We start from the raw sequence: 26,974 nt of genomic DNA on the forward strand, positions 1-26,974 counted from the left end.
CCCTGATTTATATAGCGACTACGGAAGAAGACTAACCTTATCTAATTGATTATTTTCATTATAAATAAATTGTAGGTACTGATTTTTATAATGTTGAGCAATACATAGCTCCCCACATATTGCATATTCATAACCTACTTGTTTTAATAAATCTAATAGAGCCTCTCGTTTAGGAATTTGATTTTTCATCGTGTCATCCCATACCTCAAATAAAATTGGAGGAAAACCGCTTCTTTCCAACCACATCAACCCACCACTGATGACTTCTAATTCCATACCCTCTACATCAATTTTAACTATGCTAGCAGCAGGTAAATTCAATTCATCAAGTGTGGTAAGTGGAACATTTTCATAAGTAGTAAATTCTTCATTTTTCCAGCCCTGTTCTTGGCGTATAAATTCATCTAAGGATAAAGCCCCCACATTGCCAGTGTCTTTCAAAGAAAGAAAAGGAATTTTCAAACTGCCAGTTGTATTTCCTATTGCAGTATGGTAGGCAAAACAGTGTTGGCTTAGGTCATTAGCAAAAATATTACCACACAGTTGGTAGTACACATTACGTTGTGCTTCTATACTGTGTACTTCCCCCCCCCCCCGATTAGAGGCATTTTTTTGGATCATTTTGCCGACAGGAACACTAACTGCACCTAAATTTGCTCCAATATCAACAAAAATAGGACGTTCTATTTTACGTAAAAATAGCCCTATAATATCTAGCAAAAGAGGTTCCCAACTTTTGCCTTCACGTAAATGTTGGCTAATATAATCCGGACCGCTATGTAATAAAAATTGAACGTCATTGACAGGATATAAACGAATGCTCATAAAACATATCTCTAGTATATAATTAGGAGTAAAACATTATATCCAGGTTTCAATCTAAAAGCCATTTCACCGAACTTATAATTTAAGTAATATAAGCGGTGCTTTTTTGTAACTTTTTTGCAAAATTTCACCGCTTGTTAGCCCACATAATATGGTATAGTAAGCTATTTTTAGTCATCTCCATAATTCTTATGAAAAACAAATTCCTTACCATCGCCGCCCTTAGCGGACTTTTCACCGTTGCCTTTGGGGCTTTTGCCAGCCACGGGTTATCACAACATTTAGAGCCGAAAGCTTTGGGCTGGATTGAAACAGGCATTAAATATCAAATGTTCCACACCATTGCTATTCTTGCACTTGGCTTATTCCAAATTGCAAATTTCTCGCAAAATCCGCCCACTTGCAGAGCCAAAGCCTTGAATATTATCGGCGGCAGCTGGGCATTAGGGATTTTACTTTTTAGCGGTAATCTCTATCTACGAGCGTTAGATGTGCCAACGATTCATTGGCTGACACCGATTGGTGGGCTATGCTTTATGCTTGGCTGGGCTGCGTTAATTTATGTGAGTGTGAGAAGTAAAAATGTTTAATAAATTAGCCCTTTATTGCCGTGCCGGTTTTGAAAAAGAAGTAGCAGGGGAGATCAGCGACAAAGCCGCCCAACTTGGCGTTTTTGGCTTTGCTAATCTTAAAGAAAATAGTGGTTATGTAATTTTTGAGTGTTATCAGAATGGCGATGCTGACCGCTTAGCTCGAGAGCTAAAATTTGAACAACTCATTTTTGTTCGCCAAATGGTTGTAGTTGGGGATTTGTTACAAAATTTACCTGAAAATGACCGAATTTCACCGATTTTAAACCAATATACAGAGTTAAATCCTCGAAACAGTTCTGAGATTTTTGTGGAAACGCCCGACACCAATGAGGCAAAAGAATTATTAACGTTCTGTCGTAAATTTACCGTGCCTCTACGTTCTGCATTGAAAAAACAAGGTTGGCTAACCAAAACAGAAAATGCAAAGGGCAGTGTGAGCTTGCACATTTTGTTTGTGCGTTCCGGAGCGTGCTATGTGGGCTACGCTTATAATCACAATAAATCACCGTTTTTTATGGGGATTCCACGTTTAAAATTCCCTGCGGAAGCCCCAAGCCGTTCAACCTTAAAATTAGAAGAGGCGATTTTAACTTTTATTCCACAAGCGGAAGAGAAAAAACGTTTTAATGATACGATGACAGGCGTGGATTTAGGAGCTTGTCCGGGCGGTTGGACTTATCAATTAGTCAAACGTGGGGTGTTTGTATATGCGGTCGATCACGGCAAAATGGCAGCAAGCCTGCACGAAACAGGACGAATTGAACATTGCCCAGAAGATGGTTTTAAATTCCAACCACCCAAACGTAAACAAATTGATTGGCTCGTATGCGATATGGTGGAGCAACCAATGCGTATCGCCAAATTAATGGCGAAATGGCTGATTAACGGTTGGTGTCGAGAAACGATTTTCAACCTAAAACTGCCAATGAAAAAACGCTATCAAGAGGTGCAACTTTGTTTGCAATACTTAGAAGAAGAGTTGGAAAAACAAGGGTTTTGGTTCAAAATTCAAGCTAAACATCTCTATCACGATCGTGAAGAAATCACGGTGCATATTGCTGTGATGGGGAAATCGGAAAAATAAACTCACAAGCGGTAAAATTTTCACAAAATTTTGCAAAATTCTTGTAAAATCAGACCGCTTGTAACCAATAAACACAACAAAAAGGAAAGAATATGACATTAAGAATCGGAATTGTCGGTGCCGGCGGCAGAATGGGGCGTAATCTTATCACTGCAGTGCAAAATGCTGAAGGGGTAGAGCTAGGTGCAGCGTTTGAGCGTAAGGGTTCATCGTTAGTTGGAGCGGATGCCGGAGAATTAGTCGGCATTGGCAGCTTAGGTGTTGTGGTGTCAGATGATGTGGCAAAAAACGCCGATAAATTCGACCTATTAATTGATTTCACTCGTCCGGAAGGTACGTTAGAGCATATCGCTATCTGTGTGGAAAATAATAAGAAAATAGTAATTGGTACCACAGGTTTTGATGATGCGGGTAAAGCGGCGATTCAAGCTGCCGCTGAAAAAATCGGCATTGTGTTTGCATCCAACTACAGCGTAGGAGTAAATTTAGTATTTAAACTGTTAGAAAAAGCGGCAAAAGTGATGGGCGATTATTGCGATATCGAAGTCATTGAAGCTCACCATCGCCACAAAGTGGATGCACCATCAGGCACAGCGTTATCAATGGGCGAACATATTGCGAAAACGCTCGGTCGTGATTTAAAAACGCACGGCGTATTTGAGCGTAACGGTATTACAGGAGAACGTAAGCGTGATGAAATCGGCTTTGCCACCATTCGTGCCGGTGATGTGATCGGCGAGCATTCTGTTTGGTTTGCAGATGAAGGCGAACGTGTGGAAATTGCTCATAAAGCCTCAAGCCGAATGACCTTTGCTAACGGTGCGGTGCGTGCAGCAAAATGGTTAAACACCAAACAAAACGGTCTGTTTGATATGACAGACGTGTTAGATCTCAATAATCTATAAAATGTAAATGAAGGATAATAACAATGACAAAATTCAACAACATCGAAACCACTTTAGTTCAAATTGGCAACCGCACCGACCCTCGCACTGGAGCGGTGGCAATGCCGATTATTCTTTCTACCGCTTATGGTCGTGATGGCTTAGGCGAATCAACAGGCTGGGATTACACCCGCACCAAAAACCCAACCCGTGCCGTGCTAGAGCAGGGGATTGCCGATTTAGAAGGCGGCGATGCAGGCTTTGCGATGGCATCCGGTATGGCTGCAATTCAGTTAGTGATGTCGCTATTTAAAGCACCTGATGAGTGGATTATTTCAAGTGATGTTTACGGTGGTTCTTACCGTTTATTCGATTTCAGCCACAAAAATCACGGCACTTTAAAGCCTGTGTATGTGAATACCGCAGATTTAGCAGCGATTGAGGCAGCAATTACCCCTAATACCAAAGCGATTTTTGTGGAAACACCGTCCAATCCATTAATGGAAGAGTGTGATGTTGCAGCAATTTCTAAAATTGCGAAAAAACACAATTTAATGCTGATTGTGGATAATACCTTCTTAACGCCGGCATTATTCCGCCCGATTGAACACGGTGCCGATATTGTGATTCATAGTGCGACCAAATATTTATCCGGGCATAATGATGTTTTAGCCGGTTTAATTGTGGCGAAAGATTCAGAAGCCACTAAAGTAAACGGGCAAAATTTAAGCGAACGTTTATTCTATTTCCAAAACTGTGCCGGTGCGGTGCTTTCGCCATTTGATTCTTATCTTGCCGTGCGTGGTATGAAAACCTTAGCATTGCGTATGGAACGCCATCAATATAATGCCACTGAAATTGCTAAATTTTTAGCAGAGCAGCCGGAAATTGACAGTGTGCTTTATTCAGGCAAAAGCGGAATGGTGTCGTTCCGTCTGCAAAAAGAAGAGTGGGTACCTAAATTCCTTAAAGCGATTAACTTGATTACCTTTGCAGAAAGTTTAGGCGGAGCAGAAAGTTTTATCACTTACCCAGCAACCCAAACCCATATGGATATTCCGGAAGCTGAACGTATCGCTCGTGGTATCACTAATACCTTGTTACGTTTCTCAGTCGGTTTGGAACACGTGGAAGATATTAAAGCGGATTTACTACAAGCCTTTAAACAGTTGAAGTAGTTGTTCATCCTAAACTTACAAGCGGTCAGATTTTTTGTGTTTTTTGCAAAAGAGATGACCGTTTGTTTTTTTGAATGTATGAATAGATATTTGAAAGGAAAATGTTTTGGATTTATAAAATTCATTATTTTAATACTTTATTTAACATAATACAAGCGGTCAGATTTTTTGTGTTTTTTGCAAAAGAGATGACCGTTTGTTTTTTTGAATGTATGAATAGATATTTGAAAGGAAAATGTTTTGGATTTATAAAATTCATTATTTTAATACTTTATTTAACATAATATACGTTATGCGAATTTTTGTGTTGGGAAATTATTTTGATTTATGACTTATTTATGCCATTTTTGTAACAAATACTTTCCATTTTCAACCAAGTTATGTTAGGCTTTAGCAACTTAAAATGAGATAAGGACTTTACTAAATGAACAGCATATTAGATAAAAAAATCAAATCTACTGCAATCCCATCATTATTGTGTGATTTTTATAAAACTTCCCACAGAATACAATATCCGGAAGGCTCTCAATTTTTATACAGTACCTTTACGCCTCGTAGTAATGCAAAAGCACCTTTTCTTCATCGTATTGTTTCATTTGGTTTCCAAGCATTTATTGTAAAATATTTAATCCATTATTTTAATGATAACTTTTTCTCTCGCTCAGAATTTGACGTTGTTACTGAATATACGAGATTTATTGCAGATACCTTACAAATTGAAGATTCCGGCGAACATATTGCACAATTACATCAATTAGGCTATTTACCGATTAGAATTAAAGCCATTCCTGAAGGTAAATCGGTTGCAATCAAAGTGCCGATGATGACTATCGAAAACACACATCCTGATTTCTTTTGGCTCACTAATTATTTGGAAACATTGATTAATGTTTCTCTATGGCAGCCGATAACATCGGCATCTATTGCTTTTGCTTATCGTAAAACATTAATGCAATTTTCTGAGCAAACTTGCGATAATAATAGTCATCTCCCCTTCCAATCTCACGATTTTTCAATGCGTGGAATGAGTTCGTTAGAATCAGCTGAAAGCTCAGGAGCCGGGCATTTAACCTCATTTTTAGGCACAGATACAATCCCCGCCATTTCATTTGTTGAAGCCTACTATGGTTCAAAAAATCTTATCGGAACGTCCATTCCTGCTTCCGAGCATTCTGTAATGAGTTCGCACGGTGTTGATGAATTACCAACATTCCGCTATTTAATGGGTAAATACCCCAATAATATGCTCTCTATTGTGGCAGATACCACCGATTTTTGGCATAACATCACGGTAAATTTACCATTGCTCAAAGAAGAAATTCTCGCTCGCCCGGAATCGGCAAAAATTGTTATTCGTCCTGATAGTGGTGATTTCTTTGCCATTATTTGTGGCGATGTTACAGCCGAAACCGACTACGAACGTAAAGGATTAATTGAATGTTTATGGGATATTTTTGGTGGAACAATCAATAACAAAGGCTATAAAGTACTTAATCCGCATATTGGAGCTATTTATGGCGATGGCGTAACCTATGAAAAAATGGTTAAAATTTTGGAAGGATTAGAAACAAAAGGCTTCGCATCCAGTAATATTGTGTTTGGTGTAGGGGCTCAAACCTATCAACGCAATACAAGAGATACGCTTGGTTTTGCGATTAAAGCTACTTCTATCACAATTAATGGCGTTGAGAAAGCCATTTTCAAAGCCCCAAAAACTGATGATGGTTTGAAAAAATCGCAAAAAGGTCGAGTAAAAGTAATTACTTTAGATAGCTATGTTGATGGCTTAACTGCTCTTGATGATTTTTCTGATGATCTTTTAGAGCTGGTTTTTGAAAACGGTAAATTGGTTAAAGAAACAAATTTTGATGAAATCCGTCAAAATATTTCTGCTCAGTTTTAGCTAAAGCAAGAGGTTGAATTTTTTAAATTTTTTGCAAAATTTCTATAAAATTCAACCGCTTGTTATTTACTATTTACTTAGTTAAATCAATACGATACACCGCAAAGCCTGTTTCATCGTTTTCAATATATTCCATCGGATATTGTGCATTCTCTTTTATAAAAGTTTTTGCTTTTTCCGTTGGCGATGTTTCAAAACGAATATCCAGTTTTACCGTTGCGTTAATTGGTGCGATTCTCCAGTTGTTATCCGCTTTTGGACTGACTTGTCCGTGAGCTTTACTTTCTGAGGCAATATAATTCGCTAACACTTGGCGATTTTCATCAGGTGCAGCAAAAACAATATGTTTATCGCCGGTTCCCGGGAATTTAGCACCATAAGCTCGGTAGTTGTTCGTTGCAATCAAAAACTCTTGGTTTGGTTCAACAGGTTTACCGTCAAAAGTGAAATTTACTACACGGTGTGCGTTTTCATTGATTAACTTACAATCGCCGTCATAGCGAGCCGGTTGGGTTAAGTCAAATTGATAATTTACGCCATCAATCACATCAAAGTTATAGGTGCGAAAGCCCGTCCAATCAAGTAAAGATTGTGGTTTATCACTCGTTGTATCAATTTGTTTGAACATTCCTGCACTGCATTCTAACCACTCTTTCAGCTCTGCACCGCTTGCTTTAACCACCACTAATGTGTTTGGATAAAGGTATAAATCTGCCGCATTACGGAACGTTAATTCGCCTTTATCTACTTCAGTATAGCCTGTAGGATCATTTTTACGACCACCCGCTTTAAATGGTGCTCCGGCACTTAAAATAGGAATACCTGCAAGTTCGGGCAAGCCTTTAACTACGTTTTCCACATAGGCTTTTTGTGCTTGGTTTACAATTTGAATGGTTGGGTCATCTTGAACTAACGCAAGATAGCTGTACATATTATCTGTTGCTTTACCAATCGGTTGAGCCACAAATTTACGCGTTTCTTCGTGTGTTTCTTTTAATAATGCCGCAATTTCCGGGTGGTTTTCAACTTTTGCTTTTTTCGCTTCGGCATCATAAATTGGACGCAACTCTGCTCTGCCGTCCACCACGCCCCATTTGCCATTATGTTGGGCTAAACTTAAATCAATCACACTGATATTATTTGCCCAATAACCTGCCATACTTTGAGGAACATTTTTCATTGTGCCTTTTTCAATATCTGCATTTGGCGATTGTGCAAATTCTTTATTTGGGAATAAACGGTGTGAATGTCCGAAAATTACTGCATCAATACCTTTTACATCAGCAAGATAAAAAGCTGAGTTTTCCGCACCCTCTTGATAAGGTTCATCAGATGGACCTGTGTGAGCTAGAGCAATAATCACATCTGCCCCCGCTTCCTTGATAAGTGGAATATATTTTTGTGCGGTTTTAACAATGTCTCGTGCTTCAACTTTACCTTCAAGATTTGCCTTATCCCAAACCATTACTTGTGGTGGTACAAAACCGATATAGCCGATTTTGACGGTTTGTTCTTTGCCGTTTTCATCAATGACTTTTTTCTCTTGAATATCATAAGGTTTGAAGAATGGATCGTCTGTACCCGGTTTTACAATATTAGCATTCACAATGGGGAATTTAGCTTGTTTGATAGCATCATCTAAATAAGCTAAACCATAGTTAAATTCGTGATTACCGAGCGTCCCTGCATCATATTGCATCGCATTTAATGCCATAATTGAAGGCTCTGCTCTGCCCTCTTTTGAACCTTTGGTGGATTGGTAATCTGCAATCGGATTGCCTTGAATTAAATCGCCATTATCCACCAGTACACTATTTTTCACTTCTTCTCTGGCTTGCTTAATTAAAGTTGCAGCACGAGTGAAACCAAATTTATCGGTTGGGGCATCTTTATAATAGTCAAAATCGGTTAAGAAACTGTGAATATCGGTTGTAGCAATTACACGCAATGCAGCTTTATTTTGAGCATTTTTAGCAAAAGCCGACGGTTGAGTACCTAAAATAAGCATTGCACTTGCACCGAGTTGAATAAATTTTCTTCTATTTAGCATAAAAAATCTCCAGATGAAATAGAACAACAAAATTGCAAAATATTTTAGAAAAATAACCGCTTGTTTGCTATGTTTTTTCGCATTTATACCCTGTTATATCAAATTTTAATCATATTTTTACCTTTCTTTAACTTCAAGGATTTATTTTAATGGCTGAAAGGTGTATCCTTTGTACCTGAATATACAGATAAAATTTGTATGCTATTCAAAGTCATTTCATAAAATAAGGTAATTTGACCATGTCTAAAAACTTAATCTTAATCCTTAACTGCGGTAGTTCATCTCTTAAATTCGCTATTTTAGATCCTAAAACCGGTGATGAAAAATTATCAGGTCTTGCGGAAGCTTTTCATTTAGAAGATGCACGTATCAAATGGAAGTTAAATGGAGAGAAAGGTAATGCCGATTTAGGTGCAGGTGCGGCACATAGCGAAGCACTTACATTTATTGCTGAAAAATTATTGTCTGATGAATTAAAAGCAAATATTGGTGCTATCGGTCATCGTATTGTTCACGGTGGTGAGAAATTTACATCTTCTGTTGTGATTACAGATGAAGTGATTAAAGGTATTGAAGAAGCCGTTCAATTCGCTCCGTTACATAACCCTGCTCATTTAATCGGTATCAAAGAAGCGTTCAATATTTTCCCAGAATTAAAAGATAAAAACGTAGCTGTTTTTGATACAGCATTCCACCAAACGATGCCTGAACACGCATTCTTATATGCTCTTCCATATAAATTCTATAAAGAACACGGTATTCGTCGTTACGGTTTTCACGGTACAAGTCATTTCTATCTTACTTCTCAAGTGGCTGCACTTGCGGGTAAATCGGTTGAGCAAACTAACACCATTATTTGCCACTTAGGTAATGGTGGTTCAGTTTCTGTTGTACGTAACGGTAAATGTATTGATACATCAATGGGTTTAACACCATTAGAAGGTTTAGTGATGGGTACCCGTTCAGGTGATCTTGACCCGGCAATTATCACCTTCTTATACAATAACTTAGGTATGTCAATGAAAGAGATTGACGATACTCTAGTGAAAAAATCAGGTCTTTTGGGCTTAACAGATGTAACTAGCGACTGCCGTTATTCTGAAGATAACTATAATGATGAATCTAAACCTGAAGCAAAACGTGCTTTAGATGTTTATAGCTACCGTTTAGCGAAATACATTGGTTCATATATGGCAATTTTAGGTGCAGATCACTTAGATGCTATCGCATTCACAGGTGGTATCGGTGAAAATTCAGGCTTAGTGCGTGAATTAACGTTAAATCACTTAAAATTATTTGGTATTAAATTAGATAATGAGCGTAACCTAGCTGCTCGCTTTGGTAAAGACGGTGTAATTACAACTGATGACTCAACGTTTAAAGCTGTAGTAATCCCAACTAACGAAGAGTTAGTAATTGCACAAGATACCGCTAAATTAGCATTATAATGATACAGGGGCAGAGTTTCTGCCCTTTCACTTTCTAATTGGAAATAATTATGTCTAGAACAATTATTCTTATTCCTATTTCAACAGGTGTCGGCTTAACCAGCGTCAGCTTGGGTTTAGTCCACGCATTAGAACAAAAAGGCTCTAAAGTTGGTTTCTTAAAACCTATTGCTCAGCCTATTAGTGGCGAAGATACTTTAGACCGCTCAACTACAATTATTCGTGCAGACCAAACTACTGAAGTTGGTGAGCCATTTATGCTAAGCGAAGCAGAAGCATTGATTGGTCAGAACCAAACAGATGTGTTATTGGAAAAAGTGGTAGAACGTCATCAAAAACTGTCTAAAAATAATGAAATTATCATTATTGAAGGTTTAATTCCAACCCGTAAAAATTCTTATGCAAATAGCATTAACTATGAGATTGCACAATCACTTGATGCTGAAATTATCTTAGTTGCAGCTCCGGCTTCAGATACACCGGCTCAATTGAAAGAACGTATTGAAGCTGCTGCTTCACAGTTTGGTGGTCGCCACAATCCGAATTTATTAGGTGTCATTATTAATAAATTCAATGCTCCTGTTGATGATTCCGGTAGAACTCGCCCTGATTTAACTGAAATCTTCGATTCATTCCAACATTCTAATAATAATGTTTCTGAAGTAGAAAATCTTTTTGCGAAAAGCCCAATTGAACTATTAGGTTGTATTAGTTGGAAAGCAGAGCTGATTGCGACTCGTGCTATTGATGTAGCTAAACATTTAGGTGCTTCAATTATTAATGAAGGTGAACTTAAAACTCGCCGTATTCGTGGTGTAACTTTCTGTGCTCGCAGCTTGCCACATATGGTGGATCACTTTAAAGCAGGGAGTTTATTAGTAACTTCTGCTGATCGTCCGGAAGTATTAGTTGCTGCTTCACTTGCCGTAATGAATGGTGTGAAAATTGGTGCAATTTTATTAACCGGCGGTTACAAAATTGATAGTACAATTGCTAAACTTTGCCAACAAGCTTTTGAAACAGGCGTTCCTGTATTCCGTATTGAAGGAAATACGTGGCAAACTGCATTGAGCTTACAAAGTTTCAGCTTAGAAGTACCTGTAGATGATAAAGAGCGTATTGCTGCGATCAAAGAGTATATGGCAAGCCAATTTAATGTGAACTTCATTGATGAAATGTCTAAAGCCGGTACTCGTACTCGTCGTCTATCCCCTGCTGCATTCCGTTATCAATTAACAGAATATGCCCGTCAAGCGAAAAAACGTATTGTATTACCGGAAGGTGATGAGCCTCGTACAGTAAAAGCTGCTGCATTGTGTGCTGAACGTGGTATTGCAGAATGTGTACTACTCGCACCACCTACAGAGGTAGAACGTGTTGCTGAAGCTCAAGGTGTGGTATTAGGCAAAGGTATTACGATTATCGATCCTGCAACTATTCGTGAAAACTATGTTGATCGTTTAGTTGAACTGCGTAAAGCAAAAGGTATGACAGAAGTCGTTGCTCGTGAGCAATTATTAGACAATGTTGTATTAGGTACAATGATGCTTGAAGCCGGTGAAGTTGATGGTTTAGTATCAGGTGCTGTAAATACAACCGCCAATACTATTCGTCCACCAATGCAGATTATTAAAACTGCACCGGGTAGCTCAATTGTTTCTTCAATCTTCTTTATGCTATTACCTGATCAAGTATTGGTATATGGCGACTGTGCGGTAAACCCGGATCCAACCGCTGAACAATTAGCTGAAATTGCAATCCAATCAGCAGAATCAGCAAAAGCATTTGGTATTGATCCTCGTGTTGCAATGATCTCTTACTCAACAGGTACTTCCGGTTCGGGAGCCGATGTTGAGAAAGTGAAAGAAGCTACTCGTATTGCTAAGGAAAAACGCCCGGACTTAATCATTGATGGTCCATTACAATATGATGCGGCTATTATGGAAGATGTTGCTCGTTCTAAAGCACCAAATTCGCCGGTAGCAGGTAAAGCAACGGTATTTGTGTTCCCAGACTTAAATACTGGTAATACCACTTATAAAGCAGTACAACGTTCTGCCGATTTAGTTTCTATCGGTCCAATGCTACAAGGTATGCGTAAGCCTGTAAATGACTTATCTCGTGGGGCTTTAGTTGATGACATTGTTTATACAATCGCATTAACCGCTATTCAAGCAACACAATAATTCACTTATTATTGATTAATAAATGCCCTTTCACGCAAAGGGCATTTTTATTTTTGCCTATCCTACTTTTTAATTTAATCATATAATCTTAGTCGGATAAAACATAGAGAGTAAAGAGGAGAATTTATGGAGAAAATTGAACGTCTGTTTGCGAATAACCACGCTTGGGCAACTCAGATGAAGGACGAACAATCCGATTATTTCAAAAAATTAGCCGAGCACCAAAAGCCGACCTATTTATGGATTGGTTGCTCGGATAGCCGTGTTCCTGCTGAAAAACTAACAGGTTTAGAACCGGGTGAATTATTTGTGCATAGAAATGTAGCGAATATGGTTATTCATACCGATTTAAACTGTTTATCCGTCGTACAATATGCAGTAGATGTGCTAGAAATTGAACATATTATCATCTGCGGTCATACCAATTGCGGTGGTATTAATGCTGCAATGGCACAAAATGATCTTGGTTTAATTAATAACTGGTTACTCCACATTCGAGATATTTGGTTTAAACATAGCCATTTATTAGGTAAATTGCCTTATGAAGAGAGATCAAATGTACTAACTCGATTGAACGTAGCAGAGCAAGTTTATAATTTAGGACAATCTTCTATTATCAAATCCGCGTGGGAAAGAGGAAAATCGCTCTCATTACACGGCTGGGTTTATGATGTCAAAGATGGCTTTTTGAGTGATCAAGGTGTAATTGCGACCAGCCGAGAAACTTTAGAAATAACTTATCGCAACGCTATCGCTAAGATTACAACCGATGCGAATGAAAAACTAACATTACTTGAAGAAGCCTAACCTTACAAGCGGTCATATTTCATTACTTTTTTGCAAATTTTAAATTATTTTAATGAGCATTTTTTGTTCAAATGATTGTTTTTGGTAATAAAGTTTTAAATTTTGATAAAAGCATAAAATATAGCATATAAAATCATAATGCCACTATTATCTAATTTTATCTTTATAAAAATCCGATTTTATTAGCTTAAAAAGCAGATAAAACCAGAATTCTTGTTAAAGACATAGCTGGACAGCTATAAAAAAATCCTGCAGAATCGAACCAACTTAATGCGATTTTTGGTTGGAGGATTTAATGAAAAAACTTTCTGGTGCAGAAATGGTGGTACAGTCCCTTAAAGATGAAGGCGTTGAATACGTTTTCGGTTATCCGGGTGGCTCTGTACTTGATATTTATGATGCCATTCATACACTTGGCTTAAACCACGTTTTAGTCCGCCACGAGCAAGCTGCTGTACATATGGCAGACGGCTATGCTCGTTCTACCGGTAAAGTGGGGTGCGTGCTGGTTACTTCAGGACCGGGAGCAACCAATACCATTACAGGTATTTTAACCGCTTATACTGATTCTATCCCAATGGTAATCCTATCAGGGCAAGTTCCATCTAACCTTATTGGGAGCGATGCTTTCCAAGAGTGCGATATGATTGGTATCTCTCGCCCTGTAGTAAAGCATAGCTTCTTGGTAAAAAATACGGAAGATATTCCTCATATCATCAAAAAAGCATTCTACATTGCTTCAACCGGTCGTCCCGGTCCTGTTGTGATTGATATTCCGAAAGATATGGTAAACCCATTAAATAAATATCCGTATGAGTATCCGAAATCAGTATCAATGCGTTCATACAATCCAACAGTACAAGGTCATAAAGGGCAAATCAAAAAAGCATTGAAAGCCTTATTGGTTGCGAAAAAGCCTATTCTCTACATTGGTGGTGGTGTAATTAATGCAGAATGCTCTGCAGAAGTTACAGAGTTTGCTCAAAAACTAAATCTTCCGGTTACAACCTCATTAATGGGGTTAGGTGCTTACCCTGCTTCTGATAGACAATTCTTAGGAATGCTCGGTATGCACGGTACTTATGAAGCAAACAATGCAATGCACGAAAGTGATTTAATTTTAGGTATTGGTGTACGTTTTGATGATCGTACAACAAATAATTTAGCCAAATACTGTCCTAATGCGAAAGTAATTCACGTTGATATTGACCCAGCCTCTATTTCAAAAACCGTACCGGCTTATATTCCGATTGTAGGCAGTGCAAAAAATGTAGTTGATGAATTTTTATCATTATTAGATGATGAAAATCTTGTAAAAAGTCAGACAGATTTGACCGCTTGGTGGCAACAAATTGATGAATGGAAAGCTCGTAACTGCTTATCTTTTGAAGAAAGCTCAGAGGTAATTAAACCACAACAAGTCATTAAAATGATCCACAAACTTACTAATGGTGAAGCCTATGTTGCATCAGATGTCGGTCAGCACCAAATGTTTGCTGCACTTCATTATGGCTTTGATAAACCACGCCGTTGGATTAACTCAGGTGGTGCAGGTACAATGGGCTTTGGCTTACCGGCTGCAATGGGCGTTAAATTTGCTCACCCGGAGGCAACGGTTATTTGTGTAACGGGCGATGGCAGTATTCAGATGAATATTCAAGAGCTTTCAACTGCTAAACAGTACGACACCCCTGTTGTTATTATCAGCTTAAACAACCGTTTCTTAGGTATGGTAAAACAGTGGCAAGATATTATCTATTCAGGTCGTCATTCACAGGTGTATATGAATTCTCTACCAAATTTCGCTAAATTAGCGGAAGCTTATGGACACGTTGGTATTCAAATTGATCACCCGTCTGAATTGGAAGAAAAATTAACTCAAGCCTTTAGCATTAAAGATAAATTGGTCTTTGTAGATATTTTGATTGATGAAACAGAACACGTTTATCCAATGCAAATTCGTGGCGGTGCAATGAATGAAATGATGTTAAGTAAAACGGAGAGAACAAATGCGTAGAACATTAGCAGTATTATTAGAGAATGAATCAGGTGCGTTATCTCGTGTGGTTGCCCTGTTCTCACAACGTGGCTTTAACATTGAAAGTTTAACTGTTGCTCCAACCGATGACTCAAGCCTTTCACGAATGACGATTGTGGCACAAGGCGAAGAAAAAGTACTAGAGCAAATCGAAAAACAATTACACAAATTAGTTGATGTGTTTAAAGTAAGTAATTTAAGTGCTTATGAACACGTTGAGCGTGAAGTGTTATTAGTGAAAGTACGTGCAACAGGTTCATCTCGTGATGAATTAAAACGTATGGTGGATATTTATCGTGGACAAATCGTGGATTTAACCCCGAAACTTTACACCATTCAGCTCTCAGGTTCGAGTGAAAAACTTAACGCATTTATTGAGGCTGTGAAAGAAGAAACCTCAATCGTTGAAATCGTTCGTTCCGGGGTAATTAGCCTCTCTCGTGGCGATAAAAACGCCCTGTAAGCGGTTAAATTTCCGCTGAAAATTGCAAAATCCCTTTATTGAAAGATAAAGGGATTTTCTTATCTTAGAGTGGCAATATCAACACTTTTGATCTGCGTTGATAGTTATAATTTTCTCGCTTATAACGAGGTAAATCTTGAGCATCTGCTAATCTAAAACCACGTTCTTGAAACCATTGTGTAGTTCGAGTGGTAAGCACAAAGAGTTTTTCCATTCCTAACTGCTCTGCTCTTTTGCGGATATTCTCCAATAAAATATCGCCTCTTGAGGAATCTCGATAATCCGGGTGAACCGCCACGCAAGCCATTTCTGCCATTTTTTCTTCCGAATAGACATTCAATGCCGCACACGCAATCACTACGCCATCCCGCTCAATAATGGTATAGTTAGCAATTTCCATTTCTAGCTGTTCACGAGAGCGTTTAACCAGAATGCCCTGTTGTTCAAGTGGGCGAATTAAATCCAGTAATCCCGGAATATCTCTTGCAGTAGCAATGCGAATATTTTCCGAGCTTTCCATTGAGAACTGTGTACCGATACCATCACGAGAGAATAACTCTTGCAGTAGTGAGCCATCTTCTTTATAGCTCAGTAAATGGGAACGTTTTACCCCCTCTCGACAAACACTGATCGCTGCCTGTAAAAAACGGGCTTTTGCTGTATGATACTGCCCTTGCTCGATTAAATTGTTCAGTACCTTTTGTGCATCTTGTGGCAAGATATCCGAAATGACATTGCCTGCTTCATCTAAAATACCCTGCTCTTCACAAAAACCGATTAATTTATCGGCACGAAGTTTAATTGCAACTTGAGTGGCAATATCTTCAAACGGTAAATTAAACATCTCTCCTGTTACAGAAGGGGCTATAGGTCCAAGTAATACGATTGAATTTTGAGCAAGCTGCTGTTTGATGCTCTCCACATTAATGCGACGAATTTTGCCACTTAAGGCATAATCTACCCCATCAACTACGCCAATTGGCTGAGCCAAGATCATATTACCGCTCACTACATTAATCACTTCGGAATGCGGTAAACGCAACGAAAGGCGGGCAAATAAGTCGTAATGCACTTTCCCTACCGCTTGTTTAACATACTCTAGCGATTGCGGATTTGTGATTCGGATATTATTGTAATACTCAGGCTCAATATTATTTTGGGTTAAGAGCTGATTAATTTGCGGTCTTGCCCCAAACACAATCACTAATTTGATATTCAAGCTATGCAATAAGCTAATATCATTGATAATATTGATAAAATTTGGGCTTTCGATAACATCGCCATCAAGCATAATCACAAAGGTTTTCCCCCTGTGCATATTAACGTAGGGCGTAGATTGTCTAAACCACTGGGCTAAAGCTAATTCTGTGTTGTGCATAATTTTCCTCGTAATAGTAGCCACTATATTAGCTTTTTTAGAAAAATCCGCAACTATTAAATTGAATAATTAGTCATATTTTTTGCATAAATAACAAAGCCCTAATATTCAAAATATCAGGGCTTTATTTATTATGCTTCAGCTTTAGTTAAATCTTTAACTTCTGTTTCTGCGGTTACTTTTTTAACTGCTTCGATACCTTTTTGGCAACTTTGTTTGGTTTTATACGCTTCGCCTGTTGCAACTACTTCGTGGTTACCTGCTTTTAAACGCCAGCGGTATTCGCCTTTAGCATCTTGATAAATTTCAAAATACATATATTACTCCTTAATGTGCTAACCCCAAACACTGTGTTTGGTTGAGTTAGCTTAAGCGAAATTCAGAAAAATATCAAAGCAAGCGGTCATTTCTTTACAAAAAATTGCAAATTTATTGTGCCGATTGCATCAACTGCTCAATATCAGCAATTTCTTTCGGGCAACCACTGGTTAAATTTTTATTACCATAATCGGTAATCAGCAGGTTATCTTCAATACGGATTCCAATGCCTTTATATTGCTCCGGTACATCTGCTTCTTTCGGAATATAGATACCCGGCTCAACTGTCAGCACCATACCAATTTGTAATGGACGATCCCGCTCTGTGCCATAATCGCCAACATCGTGCACATCTAATCCTAACCAATGCCCTAAGCCGTGCATATAAAATTGACGATATGCCTTTTGCTCAATCAATTCGTCCACATTTCCAGTCAAAATACCTAAACGAACCAAACCTTCTGTGAGAATTTGCACTGCTTTATCATTAGCTGCCTTAATAGAACTATCCGGCACAAGTAGCTTTGTTGCTTCTTTTATCATCGTAAGTGTTAATTCATACAGTTCTTTTTGTGGCTTGGAAAATTTGCCGTTAATCGGAAACGTTCGGGTGATATCGCCGGCGTAATAAGCAAATTCCGCACCTGCATCAATCAGTAATAAATCACCATCATTTAACACTTGGTCATTTTCATTATAGTGCAAAATGCAAGCATTCTCTCCGCCTGCTACAATAAAATTATAGGCAGGAAATCTTGCTCCAAAGCGGGTAAATTCGTGCTGCATTTCCCCCTCAATTTCTAACTCATAACGATTTGGACGAGTTTGTTTCATTGCTCGGATATGTGCCATCGAAGAAATATGGCAAGCCTGTTGAATAAGTGCAATTTCGAGTTCTGACTTAATTAATCGCATTTCAGATAACATCGGCTGCCAATCAATCAATGTAGTAGGTGTTTTTTGACGATTTGCGTTCATTTCATCAAATGTAGAAAAAAGAATGTTATCGCCCCATTCCTGCAAGCCCCTTGCATAATAACAAGCGGTCAAATTTGCTAATTTTTTTGCAAGAACGGAGTTTATTTCCTCAACATCAAAAGCTTCGTGAAACTGTAACGTTTTAGGAGCATTTTCAATGCCTAATCGCTTCCCATTCCAGGTTTCCATTAAAGGGGCTTTTTTCCGAACAAAAATAATGCTTTCTGTTTTATCTGCTTGTTTAATCAATAATATGGCTGATTGAGGCTCAGCAAATCCACTGAGATACCAGAAGTAGCTATCGGGTCTGAATAAATAATCACAATCATTGTTACGACGTTTTTCTGACTCGGTAAAAATCAATAATGCTGAGTTATCCTGCATTTGCTCAAATACACGTTCACGGCGTGCGGTAAATTCCTCTTGCGGCATTTTTGCCAAATAAGCGAGATCCATAAATTCCTCTCTTTATTTCATTTTAGTACAGCTATTTTAACACAAATAATCCCATATTTTTAACCTGGCTTAAATCAATTAAAGCTTATATTTGATATATTGAATGTCTCTCAAAAATAATTTAAGATTAAATATAACCTTTAACACAATAAAAAGACCTTTTTCAATCCATTTTATTTATAATAAGATCAGAAAAGACCTAATATGAACTATAGAGATAACTATGAAACTTTCAGTAGAATTACAAAATCAGATTAACCAGTTAAATCAACTCAGAAAACAGGCGTTAAAGCAGGAGCAAGAAGAACAGAAATTACTTGAGAAGAATAAAATTAATGACTTGGAGCATTTTGGAAAACAATTAAATGCACAAAGGAAATTATTGGGGATCGAACTTACTACGCTTGAGATGCAAACAGGCGTTTCAAGCTCTACTCTTAAACGTTTATTTAAAGACCCGAGCCAAGTGAAATTTCAGACAATTTGTGTGGTTGCAGAAACATTAGGATTTAATTTATGTGCAATCAATACCCATCAGTCTGAATAAGCGTTACAACGTATTGGAAAAACATAAAAAAATCGAGCGTATTGCCCGATTTTATGAGGGAAATTATAAATCCATTAATGAAAGTAGCTCATTATCTTTACGATCAACGTAATGGTCAGATTGGATTCTACGGATAGTTCGTGATTTACCGCGAATTAATAGGGTTTCTGTGCTAGCAATATTGCCTCTACGCTTAATTCCCTTCAATAAATCGCCTGATGTAATACCTGTTGCGACAAAAACAATATTATCATCACGCACTAAATCTTCTAATTTCAGCACCGTATTAATCGGTACATTCATCTCTTTACAACGAGAAAGCTCTTTTTCCGTCGCGGTTAAATGCTCCGGACTATTACCTTTTACTTGGTTACGGGGAATGAGTTTTACATTCATATCGCCACCTAAGGCTCGAATTGCTGCACCGGCAACAACGCCTTCCGGTGCTCCGCCAATACCATAAAGCAGATCTAATTCACCATCTGGTAAACAACACTGTACTGCTGCTGCCACATCGCCATCTGGAATAGCTATAACCCTTACACCAAGTTTTTGTACATCAGCAATGATTTGTTCGTGGCGAGGTTTCGCTAAAATAGCAATCGTTAATTGAGAAAGTAATTTGCCTTTTTTAGAGGCTACACGGCGAAGATTTTGCTCAAGCGGTAGGTTTAAATCAATCATTCCTTTGCATTCAGGACCGACAACCAGCTTTTCCATATACATATCAGGAGCTTTTAAGAATGTTTCTTTCCCCCCTGCAGCAAGTACCGACAGTGCATTTGATTGCCCCATCGCGGTAATACGCGTTCCATCAATCGGATCAACTGCTATACTGATTTCTTCATCTTCCAGACGAGATAAACCGATTTTTTCACCAATATACAACATTGGAGCTTCATCAATTTCGCCCTCGCCAATAACAACTTCTCCGCGTATTTCCATCTGGTTTAGCATAAAACGCATTGCTTTAACAGCCGCTTCATCCGCCGCATTTTTATTACCACGCCCAAGCCAAGAATAAGCTGCAAGTGCAGCAGCTTCTGTTACACGAGAAAATTCAAAAGAAAGAGTTCGTTTCATTTTTGTTCCTTAGTTTCTTGAAAGAAAAACTTTAAAAGAAGAGAGATTATATTTTAACAGTAACGGGAAGCCTGCGTTACTAAAAAATCATCATTTGCATAAAAATTCATAAATAACCAAACTTTTTTATGAAAATAAGGTCTGATTTAGAGTATAATCTTTACAAGTTTTACATCATTTAGAGGGAATTTATTATGTCATTATCGGTTTTAGACCAATTAGAAGAAAAAATCAAACAAGCTGTTGAAACTATTCAATTACTTCAATTAGAAGTTGAAGAATTAAAAGGTAAAAACGATACAGCAAGACAAGAAAACGAAACATTACGCAATGAGTATGAACAATTAAAAGTGGAGCAACAAAATTTCCAAGATCGTTTACGTTCACTTTTAGGTCAAATCGACAACGTTTAATTTTCAATCATAAACGGCTAAATTGTTAGCCGTTTTTTTATTATCTATCAAATATGGCAAAGCTCTATTTTTACTACTCATCAATGAATGCGGGCAAATCGACTACGCTACTTCAATCTTCTTATAATTATCAAGAACGTGGTATGAATACATTAGTTTATACCGCTGCGATTGATGACCGTTTTGGTGTTGGGAAAGTCAGCTCTCGTATTGGTATTTCTCAAGAGGCGACATTATTTAATGCTGAAACTGATTTATTTGCAGAAATTAAGCAATCTCACAACAACAAAACGTTACACTGTATCTTAATTGATGAATCTCAATTTCTTACTAAAGCTCAAGTTTACCAACTTACTGATGTGGTTGATAAATTAAAAATTCCTGTACTCTGCTATGGATTACGCACTGATTTCCAAGCGGAATTATTTGAAGGGAGTAAATATTTATTGGCGTGGGCAGATGAATTAGAAGAGCTAAAAACTATCTGTGATTGTGGTAAAAAAGCTCATTTCGTTATTCGTTTAAACGAGAAAGGCGAAGCAATTAAAGAAGGCGAACAAATCCAAATTGGCGGTAATGATAAATATCTTTCAGTCTGTCGTTATCACTACAAGCAAAAATTGGGTAAGTTATAATAGATAACAAGCGGTTAAATTTCTCTAGAAATTTGCAAGTTGCAAAAAAATAACAAAATTTAACCGCTTGTATTTATCGTTTATTCGGTAATTTTTCCCAAGTTACTTCATTTCTTAGATAAACAGGTTCGATTTCAAGTGCAGACTGAACATTACCTTTTGCCATTTCTGCCTGTGCAATAGATAACATATACCGGCTTGAAGGTAAGGTAATTTCGCTAACTACAAGCGGTAAATTTTGTTCGGAAAATTGCGAATACGCCGCCCAGCCTGTACCGACTACAACAGTATTTTCAATTAATTGAAATTGTTGAATTGCAGCTTCAGGCGAACAAACTTGTTCTGCTACTATCTCATTCCATTCATCGCCATTTCTGGAAAATTGAGCAAAATAAACTTCATTCATTCGGGCATCAATTAATGCAATGACGTTTTCTGCACCGAGTTTTTGGTAGGCTTCTTCTGCCATTGCTTTTAGATTAGAGACAGCCACTACAGGCAAGTTTGCTCCCATTGCCAAGCCTTGAGCAACACTTACGCCCACTCTAACCCCCGTAAAACTGCCCGGACCACGTCCGAATACCAAATAATTAACGTCTTTGATCTGAATATTCGCCTGCGTAAGTAATTCATCAACCATTGGCAAAATACGTTGTGTATGGGAACGAGGGCTAATTTCATCAAGGGTGGAAATTTTTCCATTATGCAGTAACGCAACCGAACAGGCTTCTGTTGCGGTATCTAAGGCAAGAATTGTTGTCATAATCTCTCTAAGAAAATAAAAGGCATACGTTTAAACGTACGCCATTATATAAAAATTAGTTAAAAATTGAAATTTTACGAACGATTTTTACGGCGTTGTTCTACCGCTTGGGCTAAAGCAAATAGCACTTTTTCGCTGTCTTCCCAGCCAATACAAGCATCGGTAATACTTTGACCATAAACTAAAGCCTCTAAACCCTTACCTTCGATTAAATCTTGGCGACCTTCTACTAAATGGCTTTCAATCATCACACCTGAAATAAAGTCTGAACCACTTGCAATTTGTCTGCAAACATCTTCACAAACGTCCATTTGGCGTTTAAATTGTTTTTGGCTGTTTGCGTGGCTAAAATCAACCATAACGTGTGGACGATTACCGGCTTTTTCGATAGCTGCACAAGCTTCAGCAACAGATACTGCATCGTAATTAGTGCATTTATCGCCACCACGTAAAATAATATGACAATCCGGATTACCTGCGGTCGTTACAATCGCAGAATGTCCAAATTTGGTAACAGATAAGAAATGGTGCGGTGATTTTGCTGAAGAAATCGCATCTAATGCAATTTTCACACCACCATTTGTACCATTCTTAAAGCCAACGGCACAAGATAAACCTGAAGCAAGCTCACGATGAACTTGCGATTCTGTCGTTCTCGCTCCAATTGCTCCCCAGCTCATAAAATCTGCCATATATTGTGGGGTAATCATATCTAAAAACTCGCCTGCTGTTGGTACAGTTAAATCATTGATGTCTGATAACACTTTACGAGCAATACGCAAACCATCATTTAATACATAGGTTTCATTCAAATATGGATCGTTAATTAAACCTTTCCAGCCTACAGTTGTACGCGGCTTTTCAAAATATACACGCATTACTACTTCTAAATTTTGGTTAATTGTAGGATTTGCACGCATTTCTTTGATTTTTTGTGCGTATTCTAACGCTGCTTTCGGATCGTGAATTGAGCAAGGTCCAATTACCACTAACAAACGATCATCAGCTCCGTGTAAAATTTTATGGATTGCTTTACGAGTTTGTTCAACAGTTTCTGCTGCTACATCGCTGGCAGGATAGCGTTCTAATAATGCAACTGGAGGTAATAATTCTTCAATATTTGTGATTCTAACATCATCGTTTTTAGTATCTGTATAAGCCATTTTTCACTCTCTAAATAAAAATAAAGTTGTACTATCATAATAGTACAACAATAAGGACATTTCAAATATTTAATTCACTTTTCAATTAAATGTATTACAAACTGATGGATTACCCGCAGTTAAGCCTTTTTTGAACCACTCTAAACGTTGAGCTGACGAGCCGTGTGTAAAACTATCCGGCACAACATAGCCTCGGCTTTGTTGTTGTAATCTATCATCGCCTACAGCCTGTGCAGCATTAAAGGCATCTTCAATATCACGTTGCTCTAATCTATTTTGCTGAGCAAGTTGATGCCCCCAAACGCCAGCAAAGCAGTCGGCTTGTAATTCTACATTAACTGAAATCTGATTTGCCACCGCTTTAGACTTAGCTCTCATCTGTTCACGCTGAGTTTTACCTGTAATTCCTAATAAATTCTGAACGTGGTGTCCTACTTCGTGTGCAATTACATAAGAGAACGCAAATTCTCCCGATGCTCTCAGTCTTTTACGCATATCATCATAGAATGATAAATCAATATATACTTTTTGATCTACAGGGCAATAGAAAGGACCCATTGCCGATTGACCTGTACCACAAGCAGTTTGAGTTGCACCACGATAAAGCACTAAAGTTGGCTCTTTATAAGAGATACCATTTTGTTTGAAATAAGCATTCCAAATATCTTCTGTGCTGGCTAACACTTTAGAAGATAAATCTTCTAAATGTGCTTCTTCGGAACTTTCCAATTTTGATGATGCTTGTTGGTAGCTTTCTTGACCGCCCATTAAACCGCTTAAGTCCACGCCATAATAAGCCCCGACCAGCACAATAATAAAGGTAAGAATGCCCCCTTTACCTCGCCCAACGGACATTCTCCCTGAACCACTTGCACGTCTGTCTTCCACGTTATTACTACGTCTTAACCCACCTAATCGCATAATCTTCTCCAATCCATAAACGAAAATTAAAAATTAGGTTGATTTTAGCTCAAAGGTTCTCTTTATACTACGATTAATTTAGCTTAAATAAAAACAAGCGGTTAGATCTTTGTCAAAATTTACCAACGTTGTAAATTTTTGATGAAATCTAACCGCTTATATTTCTAATTAAAGCTTATCTTGCAAGCACTTCTCGTTTTCCACCCTTACCCGGTTCAGACACAATCCCCTGTGCTTCCATTTGATCCACAATTCTGCCGGCTCGGTTAAACCCTAGTGAGAATCGGCGTTGAATGTTACTAATGGAAACCGAACCTGTCTCAATAGTATATTCTACGACTTCGTCAAATAGCGGATCTAAATCTCCCCCTGCATTATCATTTTTAGCGTCATTATCATCTGATTTAGATTCTACAATGCTATCAAGATAGTTAGGTTTGCCTCTTGCTCGCCAGTTATCTGCCACACGTTGTACTTCTTCATCTTTCATAAATGCCCCGTGTACGCGGATAATATCCGGACTTCCCGCCCCAGAGTAAAGCATATCGCCTCGCCCCAATAAGGCTTCTGCACCACCAGAGTCTAAAATCGTTCTTGAGTCGATTTGGCTCGCCACCGTAAAGGCTATACGGCTTGGAATGTTCGCTTTAATCACGCCTGTAATTACATCCGTTGATGGGCGTTGGGTAGCAAGAATTAAATGAATACCTACAGCCCTTGCTTTTTGTGCAATTCGCATAATGTATTCTTCCACTTCTTTGCCGGCAGACATCATCAAATCGGCAAACTCATCAACAATTAAGACAATATAGCTTAATTTTTGTAGTGGCGGAGGTAAACTGTCCATTGAATCGCCCGGTCGCCACGTTGGATCTGGAATTGGTAAATTCATTGCCGCCGCTTGGTCAATTTTAGCATTGTAGCCCTCGATATTACGCACCTGTAAATGGCTTACTAAAATATAGCGACGTTCCATCTCTTCTACCGCCCAGCGTAACGCATTGGCTGCTTTTTTCATATCGGTTACTACCGGCGTTAATAAATGCGGAATATCGTTATAAATGGAAAGCTCCACCACTTTCGGGTCGATCATAATAAAGCGAACTTGCTCAGGCGTAAGCTTGAACAAGAGGCTTAAAATCATTGTATTCACTCCAACCGATTTACCGCCACCCGTTTGCCCTGCAACTAATAGATGCGGCATTTTCGCCATATCAACCACAACAGGATTACCGCTGATATCCTTACCGAGAGCCATTGGCAAGGTTGCAGTGGTATGAAGGAATTCATCGCTATCTAATACATCACGCAACCACACGGTTTCACGATGTTTGTTTGGTGTTTCAATCCCCATATAGGGTTTATTTGGAATAACTTCAGTAATACGAATTGCCTTAAACATTAATCCACGAGCAATATCACTGGCTAGACCGGTGATTTTAGATGCTTTAACCCCTGCTGCGGGTTGAATTTCATAGCGAGTAACAACAGGACCGACCAACACATCTTCAACGGTTGCTTTCACACCAAAATTCGCTAATTCTGCTTCTAAACGTACAGAAGTATCACGAATTTCTTGCTCGGTAATTTGCTGTGTTTGAACAGGAGCTTTATCCAGCAAATCCAATGTTGGCAATGGGGTTGTTGGCTTCTCGGTGGTTACTTTGCGTTGTAAAAGTGGGTGAATTAAGGTATCGCCATACCCTTTCGGGTAACTTGGTTGCTCCGTAACCTCTTTCATTGCTTTCGGCGGTGTTACCATAAACTCAGGTGTAATTTCACGCACGTCATCAATTTCATCTTCAACCGTTTCTTCGTGCTCTTCCTCAATCACATTTTCAATTTGAACTTGAGGAATAATTGCTTCGTTTTGGATTGTCTCAGTAAATGTTGTTGTAGCTTCTATTTCATTTTCAATTGCGGTATTTAAACGAATTGTCGGCATTTGAACGTCATTTATTTGAATATGCTGCGAGCGATAATCCAATTCTTCAGGTTCAACTTGTTCAATCACCTCATCAGCAGTTTCAAGTTGAGTATTGATATTAATAGTTGGCAGTTCTAAATCCGGTTCAATATCATACATTTCATTATTATTGGTTGTTTCAGTGGCAGATTGTCTTAATCCACTGATATTTGGGCGTTTGAACGCTGAAATATCCGTAAATTGCGGTTGTTTTTCTTCCTCTACATCAACAGTTGTTTCTTGTTCTACTGCAAGCGGTTGATTTTGCTCCGAACTTTGCAAATTGTGCGAAACTTCATCAGATTTGCGTTCTTCTGTTTTTGCCATCAGCCAATCATAGAATTGCAATAAAATAGGTAGCAATGATTGAGCTGAGCAGAAATATAAACCAGCGACTGTACAAATCATCGCAATAAGTAATGCCCCGAACTGCCCCATCGTTTCAGAAAGTACAGATTGCCAAATTCCGCCAATAAATCCACCGGAAAGATAGTACGCGGTGTTTGAGAAAAGTACGCTAAATAAGCCTGCAAGCCCAACCATTAGCAAGAGAAAGCTGATTAAGCGGAAGCAGAAAGTTTTCCATTTCATCTCAGAGCTTAAGCCCATACCTAATACATAAATTGATGAAATAATTAAGGTAAAAGGGATTAATACCGCTACTTTTCCAAACATAGCGTAAAGCATATCAATGCTCCAAGCACCGAAACCGCCAGCTTTATTTAAGGTCGTTTGCGTAAGTGTGCTTGCAACTGTCCAGGCATTATCTAACGGACTATAACTTGCCCACGCAACCAGTAAATAAATACCCAGCAGACAAGCTAATATAAGCATTAACTTAATTAACGTTTCTTTACCTTTAAAATGTGGTTTGAGTTGATCTAACACTCAATT

General features: G+C 38.3%; 23 protein-coding genes. 13 read left to right on the forward strand and 10 right to left on the reverse strand.

From position 1 onward, the window contains the following. Window positions 1-18 precede the first annotated feature (18 nt). The gene (locus V6W77_RS04895; RefSeq protein ID WP_283385878.1) at window positions 19-825 is read right to left on the reverse strand and encodes an FkbM family methyltransferase; all 807 of its coding nucleotides are present in this window, start codon (window positions 823-825) and stop codon (window positions 19-21) included. 191 nt (window positions 826-1,016) lie between these two features. On the opposite strand from V6W77_RS04895, the gene V6W77_RS04900 reads away from it, so the two are divergent. From V6W77_RS04900 to V6W77_RS04920, 5 genes are all read left to right on the forward strand, one after another. Then, window positions 1,017-1,415 (forward strand): DUF423 domain-containing protein, encoded by a 399-nt coding sequence (locus V6W77_RS04900; protein ID WP_334253964.1) that lies wholly within the window; start codon window positions 1,017-1,019, stop codon window positions 1,413-1,415. Next, window positions 1,408-2,502, forward strand: a complete 1,095-nt coding sequence (gene rlmM, locus V6W77_RS04905; RefSeq protein ID WP_334253965.1) for a 23S rRNA (cytidine(2498)-2'-O)-methyltransferase RlmM — start codon at window positions 1,408-1,410, stop codon at window positions 2,500-2,502. Before V6W77_RS04900 ends, rlmM begins: the two co-directional genes overlap by 8 nt. Before the next feature lie 92 nt (window positions 2,503-2,594). Continuing rightward, on the forward strand, window positions 2,595-3,407 hold the full coding sequence (gene dapB / locus V6W77_RS04910) for a 4-hydroxy-tetrahydrodipicolinate reductase (protein ID WP_334229248.1): 813 nt from the start codon (window positions 2,595-2,597) through the stop codon (window positions 3,405-3,407). 23 nt (window positions 3,408-3,430) lie between these two features. Further along, the gene (locus V6W77_RS04915) at window positions 3,431-4,564 is read left to right on the forward strand and encodes a methionine biosynthesis PLP-dependent protein (protein WP_334253966.1); all 1,134 of its coding nucleotides are present in this window, start codon (window positions 3,431-3,433) and stop codon (window positions 4,562-4,564) included. Between the two features lie 424 nt (window positions 4,565-4,988). Further along, on the forward strand, window positions 4,989-6,467 hold the full coding sequence (locus V6W77_RS04920; protein ID WP_334253967.1) for a nicotinate phosphoribosyltransferase: 1,479 nt from the start codon (window positions 4,989-4,991) through the stop codon (window positions 6,465-6,467). Between the two features lie 73 nt (window positions 6,468-6,540). Here V6W77_RS04920 and cpdB read toward each other — a convergent pair whose 3' ends face one another. Continuing rightward, window positions 6,541-8,517 carry a 2',3'-cyclic-nucleotide 2'-phosphodiesterase gene (cpdB, locus tag V6W77_RS04925; protein ID WP_334253968.1) on the reverse strand — a complete coding sequence of 659 codons (1,977 nt, stop codon included), beginning with the start codon at window positions 8,515-8,517 and terminating at the stop codon, window positions 6,541-6,543. 239 nt (window positions 8,518-8,756) lie between these two features. Between cpdB and V6W77_RS04930 the strand changes: the two genes are divergently transcribed. From V6W77_RS04930 to ilvN, 5 genes are all read left to right on the forward strand, one after another. After that, window positions 8,757-9,965: an acetate kinase gene (locus tag V6W77_RS04930; protein ID WP_334253969.1), complete on the forward strand. Its 1,209-nt coding sequence runs from the start codon at window positions 8,757-8,759 to the stop codon at window positions 9,963-9,965. 50 nt (window positions 9,966-10,015) lie between these two features. Continuing rightward, window positions 10,016-12,151, forward strand: a complete 2,136-nt coding sequence (pta, locus tag V6W77_RS04935) for a phosphate acetyltransferase (RefSeq protein WP_283385870.1) — start codon at window positions 10,016-10,018, stop codon at window positions 12,149-12,151. Window positions 12,152-12,277: 126 nt separating this feature from the next. Further along, window positions 12,278-12,958, forward strand: coding sequence for a carbonate dehydratase (can, locus tag V6W77_RS04940; protein ID WP_334229243.1), 681 nt, complete (start codon window positions 12,278-12,280; stop codon window positions 12,956-12,958). Window positions 12,959-13,253: 295 nt separating this feature from the next. Further along, a complete protein-coding gene (locus tag V6W77_RS04945; protein WP_334253970.1) occupies window positions 13,254-14,975 on the forward strand; it encodes an acetolactate synthase 3 large subunit in 1,722 nt (573 codons plus the stop codon). Then, window positions 14,968-15,459, forward strand: a complete 492-nt coding sequence (ilvN, locus tag V6W77_RS04950) for an acetolactate synthase small subunit (protein ID WP_025235995.1) — start codon at window positions 14,968-14,970, stop codon at window positions 15,457-15,459. The genes V6W77_RS04945 and ilvN overlap by 8 nt, the downstream gene beginning before the upstream one ends. Before the next feature lie 64 nt (window positions 15,460-15,523). On the opposite strand, the gene argA is transcribed toward ilvN, so the two are convergent. The 3 genes from argA to pepP all read right to left on the reverse strand — a co-directional run bounded on the left by argA (window position 15,524) and on the right by pepP (window position 18,589). Beyond that, window positions 15,524-16,837 (reverse strand): amino-acid N-acetyltransferase, encoded by a 1,314-nt coding sequence (argA, locus tag V6W77_RS04955; protein WP_334253971.1) that lies wholly within the window; start codon window positions 16,835-16,837, stop codon window positions 15,524-15,526. Between the two features lie 131 nt (window positions 16,838-16,968). Then, window positions 16,969-17,154, reverse strand: a complete 186-nt coding sequence (locus V6W77_RS04960; RefSeq protein WP_025235997.1) for a YegP family protein — start codon at window positions 17,152-17,154, stop codon at window positions 16,969-16,971. Between the two features lie 112 nt (window positions 17,155-17,266). Beyond that, complete coding sequence (gene pepP, locus V6W77_RS04965) at window positions 17,267-18,589, reverse strand: Xaa-Pro aminopeptidase (RefSeq protein WP_334253972.1); 1,323 nt, start codon at window positions 18,587-18,589, stop codon at window positions 17,267-17,269. 223 nt (window positions 18,590-18,812) lie between these two features. Here pepP and V6W77_RS04970 point away from each other — a divergent pair, with 223 nt between their 5' ends. Next, window positions 18,813-19,136, forward strand: a complete 324-nt coding sequence (locus V6W77_RS04970; RefSeq protein ID WP_334253973.1) for a transcriptional regulator — start codon at window positions 18,813-18,815, stop codon at window positions 19,134-19,136. Window positions 19,137-19,199: 63 nt separating this feature from the next. Here the strand turns inward: V6W77_RS04970 and glpX are convergent, their stop codons facing one another. Then, on the reverse strand, window positions 19,200-20,219 hold the full coding sequence (glpX, locus tag V6W77_RS04975; protein ID WP_283385864.1) for a class II fructose-bisphosphatase: 1,020 nt from the start codon (window positions 20,217-20,219) through the stop codon (window positions 19,200-19,202). Between the two features lie 194 nt (window positions 20,220-20,413). Between glpX and zapB the strand changes: the two genes are divergently transcribed. Both zapB and V6W77_RS04985 read left to right on the forward strand, forming a co-directional pair. Next, on the forward strand, window positions 20,414-20,632 hold the full coding sequence (gene zapB, locus V6W77_RS04980; protein WP_025236000.1) for a cell division protein ZapB: 219 nt from the start codon (window positions 20,414-20,416) through the stop codon (window positions 20,630-20,632). 53 nt (window positions 20,633-20,685) lie between these two features. Further along, the gene (locus tag V6W77_RS04985; RefSeq protein ID WP_025236001.1) at window positions 20,686-21,267 is read left to right on the forward strand and encodes a thymidine kinase; all 582 of its coding nucleotides are present in this window, start codon (window positions 20,686-20,688) and stop codon (window positions 21,265-21,267) included. A 73-nt stretch (window positions 21,268-21,340) separates the two neighbouring features. On the opposite strand, the gene tsaB is transcribed toward V6W77_RS04985, so the two are convergent. The 4 genes from tsaB to V6W77_RS05005 all read right to left on the reverse strand — a co-directional run bounded on the left by tsaB (window position 21,341) and on the right by V6W77_RS05005 (window position 26,968). Continuing rightward, the gene (gene tsaB, locus V6W77_RS04990) at window positions 21,341-22,033 is read right to left on the reverse strand and encodes a tRNA (adenosine(37)-N6)-threonylcarbamoyltransferase complex dimerization subunit type 1 TsaB (protein WP_334253985.1); all 693 of its coding nucleotides are present in this window, start codon (window positions 22,031-22,033) and stop codon (window positions 21,341-21,343) included. A gap of 71 nt (window positions 22,034-22,104) precedes the next feature. After that, window positions 22,105-23,193 carry a 3-deoxy-7-phosphoheptulonate synthase AroG gene (gene aroG, locus V6W77_RS04995; RefSeq protein ID WP_334253974.1) on the reverse strand — a complete coding sequence of 363 codons (1,089 nt, stop codon included), beginning with the start codon at window positions 23,191-23,193 and terminating at the stop codon, window positions 22,105-22,107. An 81-nt stretch (window positions 23,194-23,274) separates the two neighbouring features. After that, window positions 23,275-24,114: a KPN_02809 family neutral zinc metallopeptidase gene (gene ypfJ, locus V6W77_RS05000; RefSeq protein ID WP_283385860.1), complete on the reverse strand. Its 840-nt coding sequence runs from the start codon at window positions 24,112-24,114 to the stop codon at window positions 23,275-23,277. A gap of 175 nt (window positions 24,115-24,289) precedes the next feature. Then, window positions 24,290-26,968 carry a DNA translocase FtsK gene (locus tag V6W77_RS05005; RefSeq protein ID WP_334253975.1) on the reverse strand — a complete coding sequence of 893 codons (2,679 nt, stop codon included), beginning with the start codon at window positions 26,966-26,968 and terminating at the stop codon, window positions 24,290-24,292. Window positions 26,969-26,974: the final 6 nt, after the last annotated feature.

This window comes from Mannheimia indoligenes (assembly GCF_036880405.1).
Taxonomy (GTDB): Bacteria; Pseudomonadota; Gammaproteobacteria; order Enterobacterales; family Pasteurellaceae; genus Mannheimia; species Mannheimia indoligenes.

Bases quoted from the DNA above. Each gene is read 5' to 3' on its own strand.
- V6W77_RS04895 (WP_283385878.1), bottom strand. From the start codon at position 825: ATGAGCATTCGTTTATATCCTGTCAATGACGTTCAATTTTTATTACAT.
- V6W77_RS04960 (WP_025235997.1), bottom strand. From the start codon at position 17,154: ATGTATTTTGAAATTTATCAAGATGCTAAAGGCGAATACCGCTGGCGT.
- glpX (WP_283385864.1), bottom strand. From the start codon at position 20,219: ATGAAACGAACTCTTTCTTTTGAATTTTCTCGTGTAACAGAAGCTGCT.
- argA (WP_334253971.1), bottom strand. From the start codon at position 16,837: ATGCACAACACAGAATTAGCTTTAGCCCAGTGGTTTAGACAATCTACG.
- ypfJ (WP_283385860.1), bottom strand. From the start codon at position 24,114: ATGCGATTAGGTGGGTTAAGACGTAGTAATAACGTGGAAGACAGACGT.
- dapB (WP_334229248.1), top strand. From the start codon at position 2,595: ATGACATTAAGAATCGGAATTGTCGGTGCCGGCGGCAGAATGGGGCGT.
- V6W77_RS04900 (WP_334253964.1), top strand. From the start codon at position 1,017: ATGAAAAACAAATTCCTTACCATCGCCGCCCTTAGCGGACTTTTCACC.
- pepP (WP_334253972.1), bottom strand. From the start codon at position 18,589: ATGGATCTCGCTTATTTGGCAAAAATGCCGCAAGAGGAATTTACCGCA.
- cpdB (WP_334253968.1), bottom strand. From the start codon at position 8,517: ATGCTAAATAGAAGAAAATTTATTCAACTCGGTGCAAGTGCAATGCTT.
- rlmM (WP_334253965.1), top strand. From the start codon at position 1,408: ATGTTTAATAAATTAGCCCTTTATTGCCGTGCCGGTTTTGAAAAAGAA.
- ilvN (WP_025235995.1), top strand. From the start codon at position 14,968: ATGCGTAGAACATTAGCAGTATTATTAGAGAATGAATCAGGTGCGTTA.
- aroG (WP_334253974.1), bottom strand. From the start codon at position 23,193: ATGGCTTATACAGATACTAAAAACGATGATGTTAGAATCACAAATATT.
- V6W77_RS04915 (WP_334253966.1), top strand. From the start codon at position 3,431: ATGACAAAATTCAACAACATCGAAACCACTTTAGTTCAAATTGGCAAC.
- V6W77_RS04920 (WP_334253967.1), top strand. From the start codon at position 4,989: ATGAACAGCATATTAGATAAAAAAATCAAATCTACTGCAATCCCATCA.
- zapB (WP_025236000.1), top strand. From the start codon at position 20,414: ATGTCATTATCGGTTTTAGACCAATTAGAAGAAAAAATCAAACAAGCT.
- V6W77_RS04970 (WP_334253973.1), top strand. From the start codon at position 18,813: ATGAAACTTTCAGTAGAATTACAAAATCAGATTAACCAGTTAAATCAA.
- V6W77_RS04930 (WP_334253969.1), top strand. From the start codon at position 8,757: ATGTCTAAAAACTTAATCTTAATCCTTAACTGCGGTAGTTCATCTCTT.
- V6W77_RS04985 (WP_025236001.1), top strand. From the start codon at position 20,686: ATGGCAAAGCTCTATTTTTACTACTCATCAATGAATGCGGGCAAATCG.
- pta (WP_283385870.1), top strand. From the start codon at position 10,016: ATGTCTAGAACAATTATTCTTATTCCTATTTCAACAGGTGTCGGCTTA.
- can (WP_334229243.1), top strand. From the start codon at position 12,278: ATGGAGAAAATTGAACGTCTGTTTGCGAATAACCACGCTTGGGCAACT.
- V6W77_RS04945 (WP_334253970.1), top strand. From the start codon at position 13,254: ATGAAAAAACTTTCTGGTGCAGAAATGGTGGTACAGTCCCTTAAAGAT.